Consider the following 16,881-nt stretch of genomic DNA (forward strand, 5'->3'; position numbering starts at 1 on the left):
TGGCGTCCCCAAGGGGATTCGAACCCCTGTTACCGCCGTGAAAGGGCGGTGTCCTAGGCCTCTAGACGATGGGGACACAGAATATGTGTCACTAGGACAATCGATTAGTTTAACTCACATCCTGAGCTTTTAAGGTAATGGCGTATAGTACAAATAAAGACTCGAGCTTTATGTGTTACGCTATTTTCTCGGTAAAACCGCCTTTAACTAAAAAGTTAAATGGCGTCCCCAAGGGGATTCGAACCCCTGTTACCGCCGTGAAAGGGCGGTGTCCTAGGCCTCTAGACGATGGGGACAAAAATCTTGTTGCAAAGCAAGCTTTGCAGATTTTTGTAGGCAAGATGAGCTCGCGAATCGCGCGACCTTATTTTTGATGCTTTACAAAAACCAAAATTCTTATCTATCTTTTCATCTACTGGCCTAGGTGGTAGTAGAGAATCCTTGATATTGGTGGAGCCAGGCGGGATCGAACCGCCGACCTCTTGCGTGCCACGCAAGCGCTCTCCCAGCTGAGCTATGGCCCCTAACTTATCTCGTTTGAAGTAAGTAGGTGTCATTCCTTGACAGCGGGGCGCATTCTAGGCATCTGCCCTTTTTATGTCAACGATTTTTTTAAGAATTTTCTCTGTTTGCTATATATTCCAGCGCTTTGTTTATACGTTGTTCAATTTGTACAGGTTTTAGTAAATTTAAAGTTAGATCTAACGAGGGTGAATTACCCGCACCTGTCACCGCAACACGTAAAGGCATCCCCACTTTTCCCATACCAATGTTTAGTTCTTCAGCTGTTTGATTTATAGCATGATGAATCGATTCAACATTCCACTCGGTCAAGGCAGATAATTTGCCTTGTACAACTAACAAGGCCTCTTTTGCAACGGGGCGTAAATGCTTTTTAGCGGCTTTTTCATCGAACCCATCATAGTCTTGATAAAAATATCCACTGATTTGGGCCATTTCTTTTAAAGTTTTAACACGGTCTGCTTGCACACTGATCACATCTTCCAGTGCTGGACCTTGGCTTACATCTATGCCTTGCTGCATAAAGTGCCATTTAGCGTGTTCTGCTACGTCTTTAGCTGGTAGTGCCTTCATATAATGTTGATTTAACCAGATAAGCTTATCGGTATTAAACGCCGAAGCCGATTGACCTATGGCATCCAAAGAAAACAACTCAATCATTTCATCAACTGAAAATACTTCCTGATCGCCATGAGACCAGCCAAGGCGCACCAAATAATTCAATAGCGCTTGAGGTAAATAACCCTCATCCCTAAATTCCATCACTCCAACCGCATTAGTGCGTTTTGAAAGCTTCTTACCATCGTCGCCCAAAATCATAGACACATGGGCATACTCAGGAATAGGCGCGCCTAATGCCTGCAAGATATTGATTTGCCTTGGTGTGTTATTAATATGATCTTCACCGCGTACTACATGGCTAATGCCCATATCCCAATCGTCCACCACCACACAAAAATTATAAGTAGGCGCACCATCAGAGCGGCGAATAATCAAATCGTCTAATTCGCTATTAGCAATTTCAATATCGCCGCGAATATGATCCTTAATTACCACGCTGCCTTCTAACGGAGTTTTAAAGCGAATAGCAAAAGGTTGATCCGTTGGATGATCGGTGCGGTCGCGCCACGTACCAGGATAACGTGGTTTTTCACCCTTAGCTTTTTGTTCTTCACGGATAGCATCCAACTCTGCAGCAGGCATAAAACACTTATAAGCTTTACCTTCAGCTAACAATTGGTCAATCAGTTGATTATAACGGTCAAATCGCTGAGTCTGGTAAAAAGGCCCTTCATCCCAATCTAGGCCTAACCACTGCATGCCTTCGAGGATCGCATCAATAGCCGCCTGGGTAGAGCGCTCAATATCTGTATCTTCGATACGCAATACAAACTTTCCCCCTTTGCTTTTGGCATACAACCAAGAATAAAGAGCGGTACGCGCCCCACCAACGTGAAGATAACCAGTAGGACTAGGAGCAAAACGAGTAACTGTTGTCATGTATATAAAAACCTGTTCTAAAAATTGGCAGCATTTTAACAGCCAATCGCAACAATTTATATCGTCAAAGGGTGAGTTTAAATAAAAGATTCAAAGGACATCGATGCAATTTTTCCCCATAAAAAACTAAAAGAACAGAATTCAGCGCACTTTTTATTCGATTAAACAGTATTTTTAAAATAGATGTTGACAGTCAAAAGTCCAACCCTATAATAGCGCCCTCTTATCAGCCAACGGCAAATAAGAAGAACAAGTAGATTACTTAGCTCAGTTATAAAAACAGAGCATCGCCCTTATAAGGCGGAGGTCACTGGTTAACATCAGTATAAATAAAGTGACTATCAAAATATGGACGCTTAGCTCAGTTGGGAGAGCATCGCCCTTACAAGGCGAGGGTCACTGGTTCAAGTCCAGTAGCGTCCACCATCTTATATATCAAGCACTTACCTCAGAATTTTCTGTTCAAATATCGAACAATTTTAGCCCGTGGGACCCCAGTGAGTCATTTGTGGGCCGCCAATGGGACTTTTGTGGGACATTTGTGGGTCAATAAGTGTTTACTCATCCTCTACAGACTTTGTGTTTACTGGGCTGAAGGCCGATACCACTGAGCCAAAAGGAAAACGAGGAACAATACTCAAAAACCTAAATTGTACAAAATAGTATTTAGCTTATTTTCTTGCTCTAACATTATCATTAAGTTAAAAGAAAAACTCAGTTGGTTGGGAAAGACACTCTTCAGAGATTGAGCCATCAATATCATTTTGTAGCGGATAAGATTGTATGCCAGTTAAACACCCCACAATTCCTGATGCATTAGCTCAGGCAGATTACTTCTAAGTGTAAAGCGACTCTAGTTCTAGAAATTTATTAGAGGGGTCTATATTGCATGTCTAATTATTGGACTAACTAATGATTCTGAGACATTGTCCCGTGTGGTATAGGGTTAAACCTAGCTCAGTAAGTGCTGACTTTAGATTTGAACCGGAGACTTTTGACTCTTCTAATGTTTTGAATGGTAATGGAATACAAGCCCTATCCCCGGTTTGAATATAGTCGGCAAAGCACTTACCCATAAGAGTTCCAGTTGTGATACCACGGCCATTATATGCAGTCGCGGTCAGTATACCTTCCTCAGGCTCCAACACCCGAAAGATATGATTTTGTGTAAAACCAAATTTACCAAACCATTCATACTGCCAATTAAACTTGGGTAGATAAGGGTAGTAACTTTTTTGTATATTGTTTGCCCACAACTGATAAAACCCTTTCGGTTTATATGCACTGCCGCCCACAGTTCCTAGTAAGAGACGGCCATCCTTATCACGGCGAAAGCTAGATAGCGCTATACGCGTGTCCCATGCCCCTGTTTTGTATGGCAAAATACGGTCCGCCATTTCTCCTCTAAGTGATTCAGATGCTATCTGATAATAAGAGACTAAATAGAATGTTTTTGTAGCTTCTGTCCATTCACCTTTTGTGTATGCATTAGTGGCAATAATCACCCGTTCAGCTTTTACATTTGCATTCGGAGTTCTAACGTACCAATTACCAACCGATTTTTCTAATGAGTTAACTGTTGAATTTTCATGAATTGTCACACCCAACTTAACAGCTACTTCAGCCAGGCCATTGACATATGCAAGTGGGTTTATCGTGCCTGCACGGTGGTCAAGTAACGCCTTATTAATACTCTTGGTTCCGCAATACTCATGACAACGGCTTCCCGTTAATACCTCAACATTTGCCCCGCGGCGAATCAACTGTTGATATCTGGTATCTACATCGGCTTCGCCTTTAGCATTATGTGCCATATGGATATTACCTGACTGCGTCGCTTGTGCTTCAATGCCGTACTTTTTAATCAAATCAAACACGAGGCGTGGTGCATTTCCAAGTGCCTCAGTTAACCGTTCTCCTTCCATTGCGCCAAGGGTTATTCTCATATCATCAGGTTGGGCCCAAGTACCAGCATTTACGAGGCCTACACTCTTCCCAGAAGCACCACCGCCGATAGTTTGACTTTCTAATAGGATAACTTTGAACCCTTTTTCAGCCAAGTGTATGGCTGCCGATAGTCCTGTGTAGCCGGCGCCAATAATACAAACGCTGGTCTGAGCATCGCTACTCAGCTCATCATAGTGATGAATTTGGGGGGTAGAAACGTTCCATAAGCATTTCTCTTGCAACATCTCATACTCCTGCGCTTTGATTATTTTTTAGCAGGAATTGTTGCGGTATTCGAATCTACTGATGGATCTTCACGTGGTGAAAACTTCCCAAGAATAGCCCATAGCAAACCGTACAAAGGCGAAAGCCAACAGGCAAACGCAAAAGGTGCATACGCTAATGTTGCTATTCCAAGTGTCGCTGCGACAAAGCTACCACCCATGTTCCATGGAATAAGTGGAGACAAAAGCGAACCACTGTCTTCTATGCTGCGAGTCAACAATGTGCGCTTATAACCCATTTCTTTATATTTATCTTTTAATAAACGACCGGGAAGCACTAATGTTGTGTATACATCTCCGATTATAGTACCTACACCAATAACACTAGTATATGTAGTTAAAACTAGGCTTAAACGTGATTTAACGAGTTTATTTATTTTTACCATAATGGCATTTAGAGTGCCGTAATGTTCAAGTGAACCGATGAAGGCTAAGGCAAATATGGTTAAGGTGACTACCCACGTCATCGACATCACCCCCCCTTTTGACAACAGTTGGTCAACGACATCAAAACCAGTGTCACTTTTAAAACCATTTTGTAAAACGTTGAAAATGTCACTAACCCCAACGCCTTGCATAAAAAAAGCGACCAAAGAGGCCACGACTACACCACATAGTACAGTTGGAATGGCTGGTACTTTCATGACTGCGGCACTTACAACTACAAAGGCAGGTAAAAGGGTGATTAGACTCAGGTTGTAGTTATCCATTAATGCCGCTTTCAAAACACTAATTGAAGACATATCAATACTATCGTTACCATAATCCAAACCAATCCAAGCGTAGATAGCGAGTGCTGTAATCATAGCGGGAATTGTCGTCGGTAACATTCCTCTAATATGCTCCCAAAGGTCCACCCCAGCCGCGGCTGGCGTCAGATTAGTAGAATCAGACAAAGGTGACATTTTGTCACCAAAAAAAGCGCCAGAAACAATTGCACCACCAGTAAGATAAGGAGGAATACCTAGGCCAACACCTATGCCCATCATAGCAAGGCCTACTGTACCTACTGTGCCCCAAGAAGTTCCTGTAGCAACAGAAATAATGGAGCAAATAATACAGAGTGAGAATAGAAATAAGGACGGTGAAAAGATACTAAGACCATAATAGAGTATAGTTGGAACTGTACCTGCAATTATCCAAGAGCCGATTAGCATCCCAACACTCATTAGGATGATCATAGCTGGTAAGCCTATCTTGACGACCTTTAAAAAACTAGCTTCCATACCTTCCCAATCTCGCCCTCTTAGCTTCATAAATAAGCCAGTGATTAGGATACCGCAAGCTAAAGGAATATGGGGTGTGAAATCTTTAAATACAAAAAACTGAACCATCAAAATCATGGCCGTTAGAACTAGAGGAGCTATATCAAGTAAAAATCTAGGGGAGTCATCGTTAACAGGATTGTGAAGTTTGTCGTCCATCATAATACACCTACCTTATTTAGTAGTAACTAACAGCCGTAGCAGCCCATCCTTGGTTGCTTGCAATTAGTAATTTTGCAATGAAACTTAAATAATATCAAGCGCTTGCGCCAAATTGCAGTTATCAATATTCAACTGATTGTTTACTCACTGATGGACTACAATTCTGCGCTTCGGGTGTAAAGCATAAACAAACATGCTTTACACCCGAAAAGTGATTGTATTTCATAGTAAGTGAAAAACTATCATCCAAAGTTAATCCCTTGAGCGAGCGGTAGTTCCGTTGAATAGTTGACAGTATTAGTCTGACGACGCATATAATTTTTCCATGCATCCGATCCTGACTCGCGACCGCCCCCCGTCTCCTTCTCGCCTCCAAATGCTCCACCAATTTCAGCACCACTTGTACCAATATTGACATTCGCAATTCCACAATCACTTCCTCGATCACTTAAAAAGATCTCTGCTTCACGTAAATCGTTAGTGAATACACAAGATGATAATCCTTGTGAAACATCATTTTGCATAGCAAGTGCGTCATTAAAGTTTTTATAAGTCATAACGTATAAGATAGGTGCAAACGTTTCATTCCTTACAACGTCATTTTGTTCGTCAAACTCTACAATAGCAGGCTTCACATAATAGGCATTAGGGTACTTGTCCATCAATACACGTTCGCCACCTGTGACTTTTCCTCCTAAGTCTTTCGCTTTTTCTAAAGCCAACTGCATGTTATTAAAACTGTCATTATCAATGAGTGGCCCAACTAAGTTACCTTCTAATGGGTGTCCAATACTGACTGTTTCATAGGCGGATTTTACGCGTGACAGAATATCTTCTTTAATAGATTCATGAACAAATAAACGGCGTAGCGTGGTACAACGTTGACCTGCCGTGCCTACCGCGGAGAACAAAACACCTCGGATAGCAAGATCTAAATCTGCGCTCGGTGTCAAAATCATAGCATTGTTACCACCCAATTCGAGTAGACATTTGCCAAAACGCTCTGCCACTTTAGGTCCTACAATTTTACCCATGCGCGTGCTACCTGTTGCACTGATCAAGGCGACATCTTTGTTTTCAACTAAAGCATTACCGATATCTGTTTTACCTAATAATACTTGTGACAAATATTCAGGTGCTTCACCGAATCTTGCTAGTGCTTTTTCAAACAGCGCCTGACAAGCTAGTGCTACTAGAGGGGTTTTTTCTGATGGCTTCCAGATCACAGGATTCCCGCAGATGATGGCAAGAGCAGAGTTCCAAGCCCACACAGCAACCGGAAAATTAAATGCCGAAATGACTCCTATTACGCCCAGAGGGTGCCATGTCTCGCGCATATGATGACCTGGGCGCTCTGAAGCAATAGTCAATCCGTATAACTGGCGAGAAACACCGACAGCAAACTCACAGATATCGATCATCTCTTGGACTTCACCTAGACCTTCTTCTTTAATCTTACCTGCCTCTAATGATACTAAGGCACCTAAGTTTTCTTTGTGTTCACGCAGCGTTTCACCAAGCAGACGAATTAACTCGCCACGCTTAGGTGCGGGAACTGTACGCCAAGCTTGAAATGCAGCTTTGGCATTTCCTACTTTATTTTCGATGGAATCAATACTGTCTAATGAAACCTTTCCAATGAGCGAGCCATTAATAGGTGATTGAACAATAAAATCTCCATTTTGATATTGTTCTTCTCTCACGCCCATTGCAGACATGTATTTCTTAATCATAATGTTTCCTTTAAATATTGGGGTATTGGGTCATTGATAGGCTTACTAAGTTATTTTGCATGCATGATAGCTGCAAGTTATTAGAACTATTGCAGTCACTTCATTTAGAAATGAAAGGTCTAATATTTTGGCCATGGTTTTATATCAAGTAAATTTTTTAATTTCTAATGGATTGTAAAAGTAATGCTCTAGAACTCACACGTGTCCTAAAAAAAGGAGCGCCCGAATATAAAAAGCGCTCCTTTGCCAGGAAATTTTAACTAAACTCTAAAAAAATAGACTCTAGAATGAGTAACCAAATTTTGCATAGTAATATCCACCACTAATTCCAAATACAGAATGGTTATCATATGGAGTTCCACGATCAACAAACGCTTGGCGACGCGCTGGTGGATAGGTATTTCCGACATTTCGAGCTCCGATAGAAATGTCGACTGGATCAAATCCGGTATAGGTTAGCTCTAGGTCAAAAATCACCTCTGCATCTCGAGTTTTAATATAATCACGGTCAACACGAGTCCATTCCCCAAAATAGGTTGCACGAGCCATCAAGTTAAAGTCACCTACATGATGAGTAGCGGTAAAATTACCACGCCATGCTGGAATGCCATCTTCAAATTCAAGCACTTTATCTTCTGTGTATATACCTGTTGGGTCACTACGCAGAATTTGTTCGTTGTAGCTAATAGCGAGGCTATAGTCGGTAGAGTGATCGCTGTTAGAGTAATCAGCAACATAAGTGGCAACCATATCAGCACCACGCACACGTGTATCAAGTTTGTTCTGGAAGTAACGAACGGTTAGGACACTCAGACCGTTTGTATAGCCGATACTGTCAAGTTGTGTACGCTGTTGTTCGGTCGTATCAATTTGTTCAGACAACAAAAGTCTACCATCAACATCAATTTGGTAAAAATCAAGCGTTGCTGAAAAGTTATCTTGTGACAAAACTAAACCCGCAGAAACACTTTTGGATGTTTCTGCTTCCAAAGCGTCAGAACCAAAAATTTGCGCCGCAGAAGACCCCGGAACTAAAACCGCATCTAAAATAAAATCACCATTAGCGGCGAGTTGAGATGTTTGTGACCCGCCGAATAATTGTCCAGCGGCAGGGGCTCTAAACCCACTACTAAATGCACCACGAATGGCTACAGCATCAGAAAAGTTGAAACGGGTGGCAAGTTTATAACTGAAATTATCCCCAAACGCTTCATAGTCTTCGTATCGACCAGCAGCAGATAATATCAATTGCTCTGTGATGTCAGCTTCCATCTCTAGGTAGCCTGCGTAGCTTGTTGTAGCAAAATCACCTGCAATATCGGGGCTATAGCCTTGAAAGCCGTTTGCACCAACCGGAAGGTCTATAAGTGCACCGGCAGCATAGGAATCTCTGTCTCCAGCTCCAATTGTATATTCTTCATTTCGATGTGTTACACCACCAAAAACATACAAATCGCTTGCAAAACTTTGAACCGGTATAGATTTGAAGGCTTCAAAACTGACTTCGTACTCGCGCTGAGCCAAAGAGCCAGGTTTAAAGCTCGTTGGGGATTCCACACCTAAAGATGCATTTATAGTATTCCACAAGCTATATTCGATTTTGTTATTTCCCCATCTGAATGAGGCGTCCCATCCAAAATTTTCATTCTCTTCTTGTCTAACACCAAAAACAGTACTGAAATCAGTCTGGTCGCCACCAAATTGAGGGATATACCCACCTGGATAGATGGCTGTAAGATCAAATGTTTCAGGATGTTCATCGGTATTATCGTATTCACTATCCGCATAGGTAGAATGCGCACCAAGGCCACCAGCAGCTAATGATTGACGATAGGAAAAGCCAACTTCACTTTCTGATTTCATGAAATTACCAAAAAGATAAGCTTCTCGACCCGCACCCAGATCAATACCCGCATTCCAAACAGTTTTCACTGCATCATATTCAGGATCGCCTGTTGCACCAGCTTCAAGAGGTACGTTTTGCACCCCCATTTCTAACAATCCTTGGACACCAATATGGGTTCCTACACGTTCAGATTTTGACTGAGTGATAATCTGCCCACTCAAATTTAAGAATCCAGACTTGGTTAGAGGTAAACCAATGTTTCCTTGTACATCGAAAGTGCGTCCACCACCATCAAAATACTCTCCGACTTCAGTACTAATGGATCCACCTTCAGAATCATCTTTGAGAGACAAGTTAATCACCCCAGCAATTGCATCTGAACCATATTGAGCAGAGGCGCCATCCCTTAGCACTTGAATAGAGTCAAACGCAATAGGTGGCGTCACATTGAAGTCTTGTCCTTGAGAGCCTGATGTTGTGGCGTGGCCGGTTCCAATTTGTACGGTTGCCGAACGGTGACGACGTTTGCCATTCATTAATAACAACACATGATCCGCAGGAGAACTTCGTAACGTAGCAGGACGCACAAACGAAGAACCATCATTAAGTGGCAGTCGTCTTACATTAAATGAAGGGACAAGGGTACGCAACACATCGTTTAGGTCTGAATAACCTGTACTATCGATCATACCTGGATCAATAACATCAACAGGCACAACACTATCTGTATCTGTCCGTCCAAGTCGTCGAGAGCCAAGTATAACAATTTGCTCTACTTCTTCGCTATTGTTCGCTTCTGAGCTCACGCTTTTATCATTAGGGTTCTCTTGGGCAAAAGCTGCAGAACTCCCTAACGCTAACGTAGCTAATGCTATGGGTGTTAAAAGCATATTTTTCATATTATCTCCTCACTGTAGTTGCTCATAAATATATATATAAGCACCGTCTATTTTCGAAACAATTTTTCCTATAGTAACTATTTATTCCTCCTTTGCAACCCATTAATTACACATTTAAATTAAATATTTCACACTTAAACAAGGAGTTGCAAAGATTATATAAAAGGTCTATTGTTTTCCTATAGGAAAAACAGGAGTGTAAATCATGATCAATCGAAGACATTTTATTGCTGGTACCCTAACAACAGTACTTGCCCAAACCGTGTCTAGTTCCGTATTAGCAAGTTCATTTAAAGGGTCCTCAAAAAACTCTATGATTTTTGATGCGATGGGAGAAATGAGACCAACCTATTCTCGCTCACTTATCGAAGAAATTAGAAAGAGTGGCCTTAACGCAATTACTGTGACACTGACTGACCCTAAGGTTTATGAGCAGCAAGCTTATATAGAAGCCAAGATGGGAATAACCGAATATGATAATTTTATAGCGCAATTTCCTGATTTGCTTACTAAAGGTAGAGCAATCGCAGATATTAGTAAGGCGAGACGAGAAAATAAGATCGCTGTCTTCTATCTATTTCAGAATAGCGCTCAGTTCGGACGGGATATCTCACGTGTAGAAGAATTCTATAAATTGGGCGTTCGAAGTTCTCAACTAACCTACAATTATCAAAACTGGGTAGGTGCTGGTTGTAAGGAATTGAATGGTTCTGGCATTACTCGTTTTGGAACTGAGATTATTAAAGAGATGAATCGGGTGGGTATGCTAATCGATCTCTCTCACGCCAATGAAGCAACAATGCTCAATGCTATAGACGCATCAAGCCAACCTACAATCATTTCTCACACCGGATTTCAGTCAGTTCATAAGAATATACGAAACACCAGCGATAAGGTCCTTAAGGCGCTTGCCAATAAAGGGGGAGTTGCCGGTGTTTGCCAGATTCGTCCTTTTTTAACCCACGCTCGCCCTGATGTCGCTCTTTCTGCCTATTTTGACCACATTGTCCATGCAGTAAATACAGCCGGTATTGACCATATTGCAATTGGTAGTGATCGCGACCATAGAGTGATCACAATGACCGATGAATATTTGGCGGAACTAGCCGAAGAAGAAGGGGAGAATTTTAATATTAAAGAGTGGCCTCTTTACATTGACGAACTCAATGGCCCTAACCGTATGGAAGTGATTTGGGAAGGCCTACGCAAACGTAACTATAGCTCACTAGATATTGAAAAAATTATGGGCAAAAATTTACAACAGCTGTATAAAAACGTCATTGGATAGGTTTGAAAATCGGATGTAACATGCTTCGTTTAATTAAAGCATGATGTATAAAAAGGTCCATTAACTAATGACTCCCTTTGGTACTTCATTCACAAACTAAAGAGCACATGACTTCTTGTAAAGTCATGTGCTCTGAACAATGTTAGTAGTTATCCTTTTTTATAACTGTTGCGACTTCGCTTATTTTATTTGCAGCGAAATGTCGTGGCCGTAGAAAGGAAAACAAGTAAACGGGCATTGACCGCCTGCAGAGTTGGGTAAGTCAAACAATGGCATCCTTCTTTTGATAAACACCATTAAATATTTTTTAAACTTGCCGTTTACGGCAGCAAAAATCGATATTAGAAAACCAACGAGGAAGTAAAATGAAGTTAAAATCTATATTGTACGGTGCCACCACTGTATTTTTTCTAACGAGTGCGTCTGCAAACAACTCAGTTTCTTCAGAGACAGCGAGTTTTGAAGGTGTGTCTTTATTAGGGCAAAGACTCTATTCAGCTGCTCCGTCAGCTAGTGCATTCGCTAAGTACGAATCAGCCAAGTCAGCTTACAAGGCGGCACCAAACGATCCTGAAAAACTTATCTGGTATGGACGCAGAACCGCCTATTTAGGGCGATATCTAGAAGCTATTGCAATTTTCTCTGAGGGTGTAGAAAAACATCCGTCAGACATAAGAATGCTACGTCACCGAGCACATCGCTATATATCTACTCGTCAATTGGACAAAGCTCTTGAGGACTTTTCCAAAGCAGCGAAGATGATGAAGGGGCAGAAAGATCAGGTTGAGCCAGATGGTTTACCTAACGCAATGAACATTCCATTGACAACAACTCAAGGGAACATTAGATATCACCTAGGTTTAACATATTATCTCAAAAAAGATTGGGAAAATGCTCGTCGTGTATTTGAGGAAGATTTGCGCAATACCGACAATGATGACGGAATAGTTGCCACTACGCACTGGCTTTACATGATATTAAAACGAATGGGCCGTGACCAAGAAGCTGCTGCATTGCTTGATAAAATTGATGCTGACATGAATATTATTGAGAACTTCGCCTACCATAGAGCTTGTCTTTTTTATAAAGGTGAAGTTGCCTATGAAGATGTTTTTGCAAACGATATCGCCGGCCCTGGTAACGCTGGTTTAGTTTATGGGTTTGCGAATTGGCATCTTTACAATAATAGAAAAAAAGAAGCGCTTAAAATAATGGAAGACCTTTTGAAAACACCAAGTTGGTCGGCCTTTGGTTATATTGCAGCAGAAGCAGATATAGCCGATTTAAAATAATGATAATGTCAATATTATCGTTGTTCATTTAAAACCATAACTATGGCCTAGCATCTAGGCCATAGTTATATTGTTAACATCAAATTTAACCAGAATTAATCCACAGCACTTTCGCATCTTCTTGACTGGTTGTAATACAGGCATGACGCATGCTGCTATCAATGTAAAGTCCATCACCTTCATTTAAGTCGGCTGGTTCATAAAAATCGGTATAAAATCGAACCGAACCTTCTAGAACATAAACAAACTCTTCTCCATCATGGGCGTTCAAATCTTCAAACTCATCAATTGAACGAGCTTTTATAACCGTGACAAATGGAAGTATTCTTTTGGCACTGAGATCACTCGCTAACATGAGATGATTGTAAACTGACGTTTCGTATGGTCGCCCCTCCCCTTTTCTAATTACGCTTCTTCTAGTTTGAGGTAAAGGATTTTGAGCTGAGGAGAACAGTGATGCAATATCAATTGAAAAACCTGTCGCAAGCTTCTGCACTACGTCAAAAGTGGGAGACATCCGATCGTTTTCGATTTTTGACAGCGTGGAAACCGCTAAACCTGTTGCATCAGCGAGATCATTTAAGGTCCAGTTTTTTGCCTGTCGTAAAGCTCTTACTTTGAGATCAAGCTGGATTTTTGAGGGCGGAAGACCTGCATTGGGCAATGCGTGGCTGAGTATGTCCTTGTACGTTACTTTTTGATTTGCCATATGGGCCTTTGTTAAACTTGAAACGGCCAGACCTAAATAAGCCTAAAATTTGAAAATGCAGCTTTGCGGCCTGTAACATAATTTAATGTTTTAATCCTATACAATCCACAAATTGCATTTATCTCAACTATTTGAAGTATAGATATAATTTCATCATTTAAGATGGATCAAACCATAGGTTTTATATAGTAGAAATATACTACAAACAGGCGCAAACCCAAAGTGAAAATTTCAGAAGTTTAAGGGTTATATCACTATTAGAAGCTTACAAGCGATAAGTCACATTTGTTACACCTTAACCACCTAAAATTTCCATAAATTAACAACAAGCACCGCATAGTTTGAGTTCTAACCTAAGTAGTAGGCTGTAGTGGAAATCGCTAAAGTTAAGCTGATTTCGTTTAAATAAACTCTAATTAAATGCAAGTAATCAAAAGACTTGCTGATAGATACTTTTATCAATAGTATATTTTTTAACCGGAGGTGACTCTGTTTTGTTGTTAACTTAAAACATAGGATAAGTACAATGGCATTTCTCTCGAGAATTATCATACCTCAGCCAATACGTCTGAGTATGGCTGTTTTTTCACTGGTATTTTCAGTTCAAGCTCAATCAGCTCCTCTAGAACAAAAAGAATTGGATGATTTATTTTCTAGTAATGAGCCATCTACAAGAGTAAAAACCACCTTGACCGGTCAAGTATTGACAGAGTCATCATGGCCTGATGCCTATCGAGAAAAAATTAACACCGATCTGAAAGTCGCTAAGGCCGCGTTTCATGCAGCACCAGATAGAGAGGAATCTTACATATGGTTAGGACGTAGATATGGGTATCTGGATCGCTATGATGAAGCAATCAAAGTATTCACAACAGGGTTAGAGAAATTTCCTAACAGTTATAAGTTATTACGCTTCAGAGGAAGGCATTTAGCTCGGAATCGAGATTTTGAGCGTGCGATTGCAGATTACAAACTTGGATTGAAGAAAATGTCAGGCCATGACGATAGTTTTGAACCTGACGGTATGCCTAATAAAGTTAACTTAACAATTTCAACTTATCGCCGAAATCTTCACTACTATCTTGGACAAACAAGTTTTGCGATAGGTGACTATCGCCAAATGTATGATCAACTAGAAAAATCTAGGAAACCTTTGATAGCTTTGCCAATTGATGATCACGAAGTTGCAGTTATATTCTGGCAATACATTGCTTTGAATAAGCTTGGGAAAAAAGCAGATGCCAATGCTCTGCTGGAGCAGCTAAATGAGCCAGTGGTGCTCTTAGAAAATACGTCTTATTACGAAGCGCTCCTCATTTTAACCGGTCGAGGAGAGAGTCAAAACTCAAGGTCTATTGGAGATAATCTTTCCAAGTTTGCTTTAGGTATGAGGCTACAGTTTGATGGAGATGAAAATGCTGCTCGTGATATTCTTAGTGAGCTTGTAACTGACAGCCCTAAAGGCTATTGGCCAGCAGAGGTAGAGCTAGTTAATTCATTGGATTATTAATAAACAAGGAAGGATTGCCTTTGTCCGTTCTCTTACTCTCGAATGCAGATGAAGACATTTCAATTGTCTATGCTAAAAGCCATTGATAATCGAATGAATATTAGTTGAAATTTACAGCAATAAACACAAGTTTGTGTGTGGGTGTTGAAGTACAGAAAAAAATGATACTAATTTTGTTGCTTTGCTATTTTGCTTAGCAGAAGTATGTGATGCATCGTTAGAGAGTAACGGATCGTTACTCTCTAACTGTACAACTTAGTGATTAGAAACCTCACTTTAAAAGATAATTATTAGGTTTACTTAGCAGTCTTTGTCTTCTGCCTTCATACCTTCTTTAACATCTTCACACGCATCTTCAATTGCGTTACCAACATCAGTTGCCACTTCATCTATTTTTTCACCTGCATCTTCTGCTTTGTCATCACCACAAGCGCTCAGTCCAACCACAGCAAAAAGGGCGATAAGTAAAGTAGATAATTTTTTATAAATATTCATAATGTCTCTCCTAGAGTTTTAAATTTTAAATTTTTGGTGATTTGCCACGAATTGCGTTTGCAATAAGCGATATAACCAGTAGAACAATAAAAACAAAGAAAATAATCTTAGCAATTCCGGTTGCGGCTCCAGCTATACCACCGAAACCAAAAACAGCTGCGACTACTGCTACAATTAAAAAGACAAGTGCCCAACCAAGCATGTTTACCTCCTAGATTATAATTTAAATCATTTAAACAAATGACTTACCTTCATATATGCTTTAACTGTGCCAAAATTAAAAATCAACATAAACCACTGAATTATAAGAATTTAATCAAAACATCACATTGAAATACTATTTTTAGTAAGTGTTCTCTCTGCAATATTTACATTACAAAATTGTACTATGTACAATTTTGTAATCTGGTTTCAATATAGTTTATCCCAGCAATAGATTAGTGCTCGCTGATGGCCAAATGTGATCATGGTCATACCCGTGCACTTTTAGAGTCATTAATCTTGAGACTGTTTGTTTTTGGTTAACATGGTATTGAGCTTTTCACCACCTTTAGCGCCAAAATCCAAAGTTCTGATAGGAAATGGTATCAGGATACCCGCTTGCTCCAAGGCCTTCTTAATAACAGTAACCCCTTGGTGCCTTGCTTGCATAAATCCAGTTTCCCCAGGGTATTTTATCCAAAACCATACGATTAAATCGACACTGCTTTCTCCAAAGCTTTGGGCAAATACGGCAGTTTTTTCGCTATTAACGATAAAGTCACACTGATTGATTTTTTCTACAATAATATCAGCTGCTTTTTGTGGATCATCGGCATAGGAAATTCCTACGGGTACATCTACGCGCCTTATGCCTTTAGTTGAATAATTGGTTAGCACATTTCGAAATAGAATTTTATTAGGGATAACCTCTAATTGGCCCGAGAACGTCTCAACCAATGTATTACGCAAGTTAATGGTTTTAACCGTACCAAACACACTGTCGGTTTCAATCACGTCATCAATTTGAAACGGCTTGCGAATTCCCATTGCAATACCAGCAATTAGATTTTCGGTCATATCTTGAAATGCAAAGCCAATTGCCAAGCCTATGATACCAGCTCCGGCTAGTAGAGAGGTTACCGTACCCGTTAGCCCTAAGAATTCTAGGGCAACAAATACGCCAGTAAATAGCACACAAACTTTTATGATTGAGGCAAGTAAATTAGCAATTTGCTTTGACTCGAGTGCTTTGTGCAAGATAGATTTCATGGCTTTACCGCTAATGCGGGCAATAACTGAAAACAAAATAGCTATTAGCAAAGCACCGACTAAGTTTGGTAGGTGCTTAATTAACGCTTCTAGCCAAGTGAGTAGTTTTTCGTCTATTAAGCTCCAAAATTTTTCGATATCGATCATGGCGGTTTAATTCCTCCTGAAAGGGCTGTTA

12 protein-coding genes, 4 tRNA genes and 1 pseudogene are annotated in these 16,881 nt (G+C 40.5%); 4 read left to right on the plus strand and 13 right to left on the minus strand.

The genetic code is table 11. The annotated features are described in order from the left end of the window. From Q0688_RS14905 to gltX, 4 genes are all read right to left on the minus strand, one after another. Positions 1–76: transfer RNA gene (locus tag Q0688_RS14905), tRNA-Glu, on the minus strand. A 144-nt stretch (positions 77–220) separates the two neighbouring features. Further along, positions 221–296, minus strand: a tRNA-Glu gene (locus Q0688_RS14910). A gap of 152 nt (positions 297–448) precedes the next feature. Further along, positions 449–524: transfer RNA gene (locus Q0688_RS14915), tRNA-Ala, on the minus strand. A gap of 88 nt (positions 525–612) precedes the next feature. Continuing rightward, on the minus strand, positions 613–2,022 hold the full coding sequence (gltX, locus tag Q0688_RS14920; RefSeq protein ID WP_299078376.1) for a glutamate--tRNA ligase: 1,410 nt from the start codon (positions 2,020–2,022) through the stop codon (positions 613–615). A gap of 350 nt (positions 2,023–2,372) precedes the next feature. Between gltX and Q0688_RS14925 the strand changes: the two genes are divergently transcribed. Further along, positions 2,373–2,448 (plus strand) — tRNA-Val (locus tag Q0688_RS14925). Positions 2,449–2,731: 283 nt separating this feature from the next. Here Q0688_RS14925 and Q0688_RS14930 read toward each other — a convergent pair. The 5 genes and pseudogenes from Q0688_RS14930 to Q0688_RS14950 form a co-directional block, all read right to left on the minus strand. Further along, positions 2,732–2,875 (minus strand): annotated as a pseudogene (locus Q0688_RS14930) (IS4 family transposase); the annotation flags it as partial. 52 nt (positions 2,876–2,927) lie between these two features. Then, the gene (locus Q0688_RS14935) at positions 2,928–4,214 is read right to left on the minus strand and encodes an FAD-binding oxidoreductase (protein ID WP_299078381.1); all 1,287 of its coding nucleotides are present in this window, start codon (positions 4,212–4,214) and stop codon (positions 2,928–2,930) included. Positions 4,215–4,234: 20 nt separating this feature from the next. Further along, on the minus strand, positions 4,235–5,680 hold the full coding sequence (gene nhaC, locus Q0688_RS14940; RefSeq protein ID WP_299078384.1) for a Na+/H+ antiporter NhaC: 1,446 nt from the start codon (positions 5,678–5,680) through the stop codon (positions 4,235–4,237). Positions 5,681–5,922: 242 nt separating this feature from the next. After that, the gene (locus Q0688_RS14945) at positions 5,923–7,413 is read right to left on the minus strand and encodes an aldehyde dehydrogenase family protein (RefSeq protein ID WP_299078387.1); all 1,491 of its coding nucleotides are present in this window, start codon (positions 7,411–7,413) and stop codon (positions 5,923–5,925) included. Positions 7,414–7,695: 282 nt separating this feature from the next. Further along, complete coding sequence (locus Q0688_RS14950; RefSeq protein ID WP_299078390.1) at positions 7,696–10,158, minus strand: TonB-dependent siderophore receptor; 2,463 nt, start codon at positions 10,156–10,158, stop codon at positions 7,696–7,698. Positions 10,159–10,363: 205 nt separating this feature from the next. Here Q0688_RS14950 and Q0688_RS14955 point away from each other — a divergent pair, with 205 nt between their 5' ends. Then, positions 10,364–11,446, plus strand: a complete 1,083-nt coding sequence (locus Q0688_RS14955; protein WP_299078393.1) for a membrane dipeptidase — start codon at positions 10,364–10,366, stop codon at positions 11,444–11,446. A gap of 365 nt (positions 11,447–11,811) precedes the next feature. Continuing rightward, positions 11,812–12,738 carry a hypothetical protein gene (locus Q0688_RS14960; protein WP_299078396.1) on the plus strand — a complete coding sequence of 309 codons (927 nt, stop codon included), beginning with the start codon at positions 11,812–11,814 and terminating at the stop codon, positions 12,736–12,738. An 85-nt stretch (positions 12,739–12,823) separates the two neighbouring features. Here Q0688_RS14960 and Q0688_RS14965 read toward each other — a convergent pair whose 3' ends face one another. Then, positions 12,824–13,447: a helix-turn-helix domain-containing protein gene (locus tag Q0688_RS14965; protein ID WP_299078399.1), complete on the minus strand. Its 624-nt coding sequence runs from the start codon at positions 13,445–13,447 to the stop codon at positions 12,824–12,826. Positions 13,448–13,973: 526 nt separating this feature from the next. Here Q0688_RS14965 and Q0688_RS14970 point away from each other — a divergent pair. Next, complete coding sequence (locus Q0688_RS14970) at positions 13,974–14,957, plus strand: tetratricopeptide repeat protein (RefSeq protein ID WP_299078402.1); 984 nt, start codon at positions 13,974–13,976, stop codon at positions 14,955–14,957. Between the two features lie 300 nt (positions 14,958–15,257). Here Q0688_RS14970 and Q0688_RS14975 read toward each other — a convergent pair whose 3' ends face one another. The 3 genes from Q0688_RS14975 to Q0688_RS14985 all read right to left on the minus strand — a co-directional run bounded on the left by Q0688_RS14975 (position 15,258) and on the right by Q0688_RS14985 (position 16,850). Then, positions 15,258–15,452 (minus strand): hypothetical protein, encoded by a 195-nt coding sequence (locus tag Q0688_RS14975; RefSeq protein WP_299078405.1) that lies wholly within the window; start codon positions 15,450–15,452, stop codon positions 15,258–15,260. A gap of 25 nt (positions 15,453–15,477) precedes the next feature. Then, positions 15,478–15,654 carry a DUF1328 domain-containing protein gene (locus Q0688_RS14980; protein ID WP_299078408.1) on the minus strand — a complete coding sequence of 59 codons (177 nt, stop codon included), beginning with the start codon at positions 15,652–15,654 and terminating at the stop codon, positions 15,478–15,480. Positions 15,655–15,947: 293 nt separating this feature from the next. Beyond that, entirely contained in the window at positions 15,948–16,850 is a 903-nt protein-coding gene (locus tag Q0688_RS14985; protein ID WP_299078411.1) for a mechanosensitive ion channel family protein, read from the minus strand. Positions 16,851–16,881 lie beyond the last annotated feature (31 nt).

Source organism: uncultured Paraglaciecola sp. (assembly GCF_937123705.1).
Lineage (GTDB): Bacteria > Pseudomonadota > Gammaproteobacteria > Enterobacterales > Alteromonadaceae > Paraglaciecola.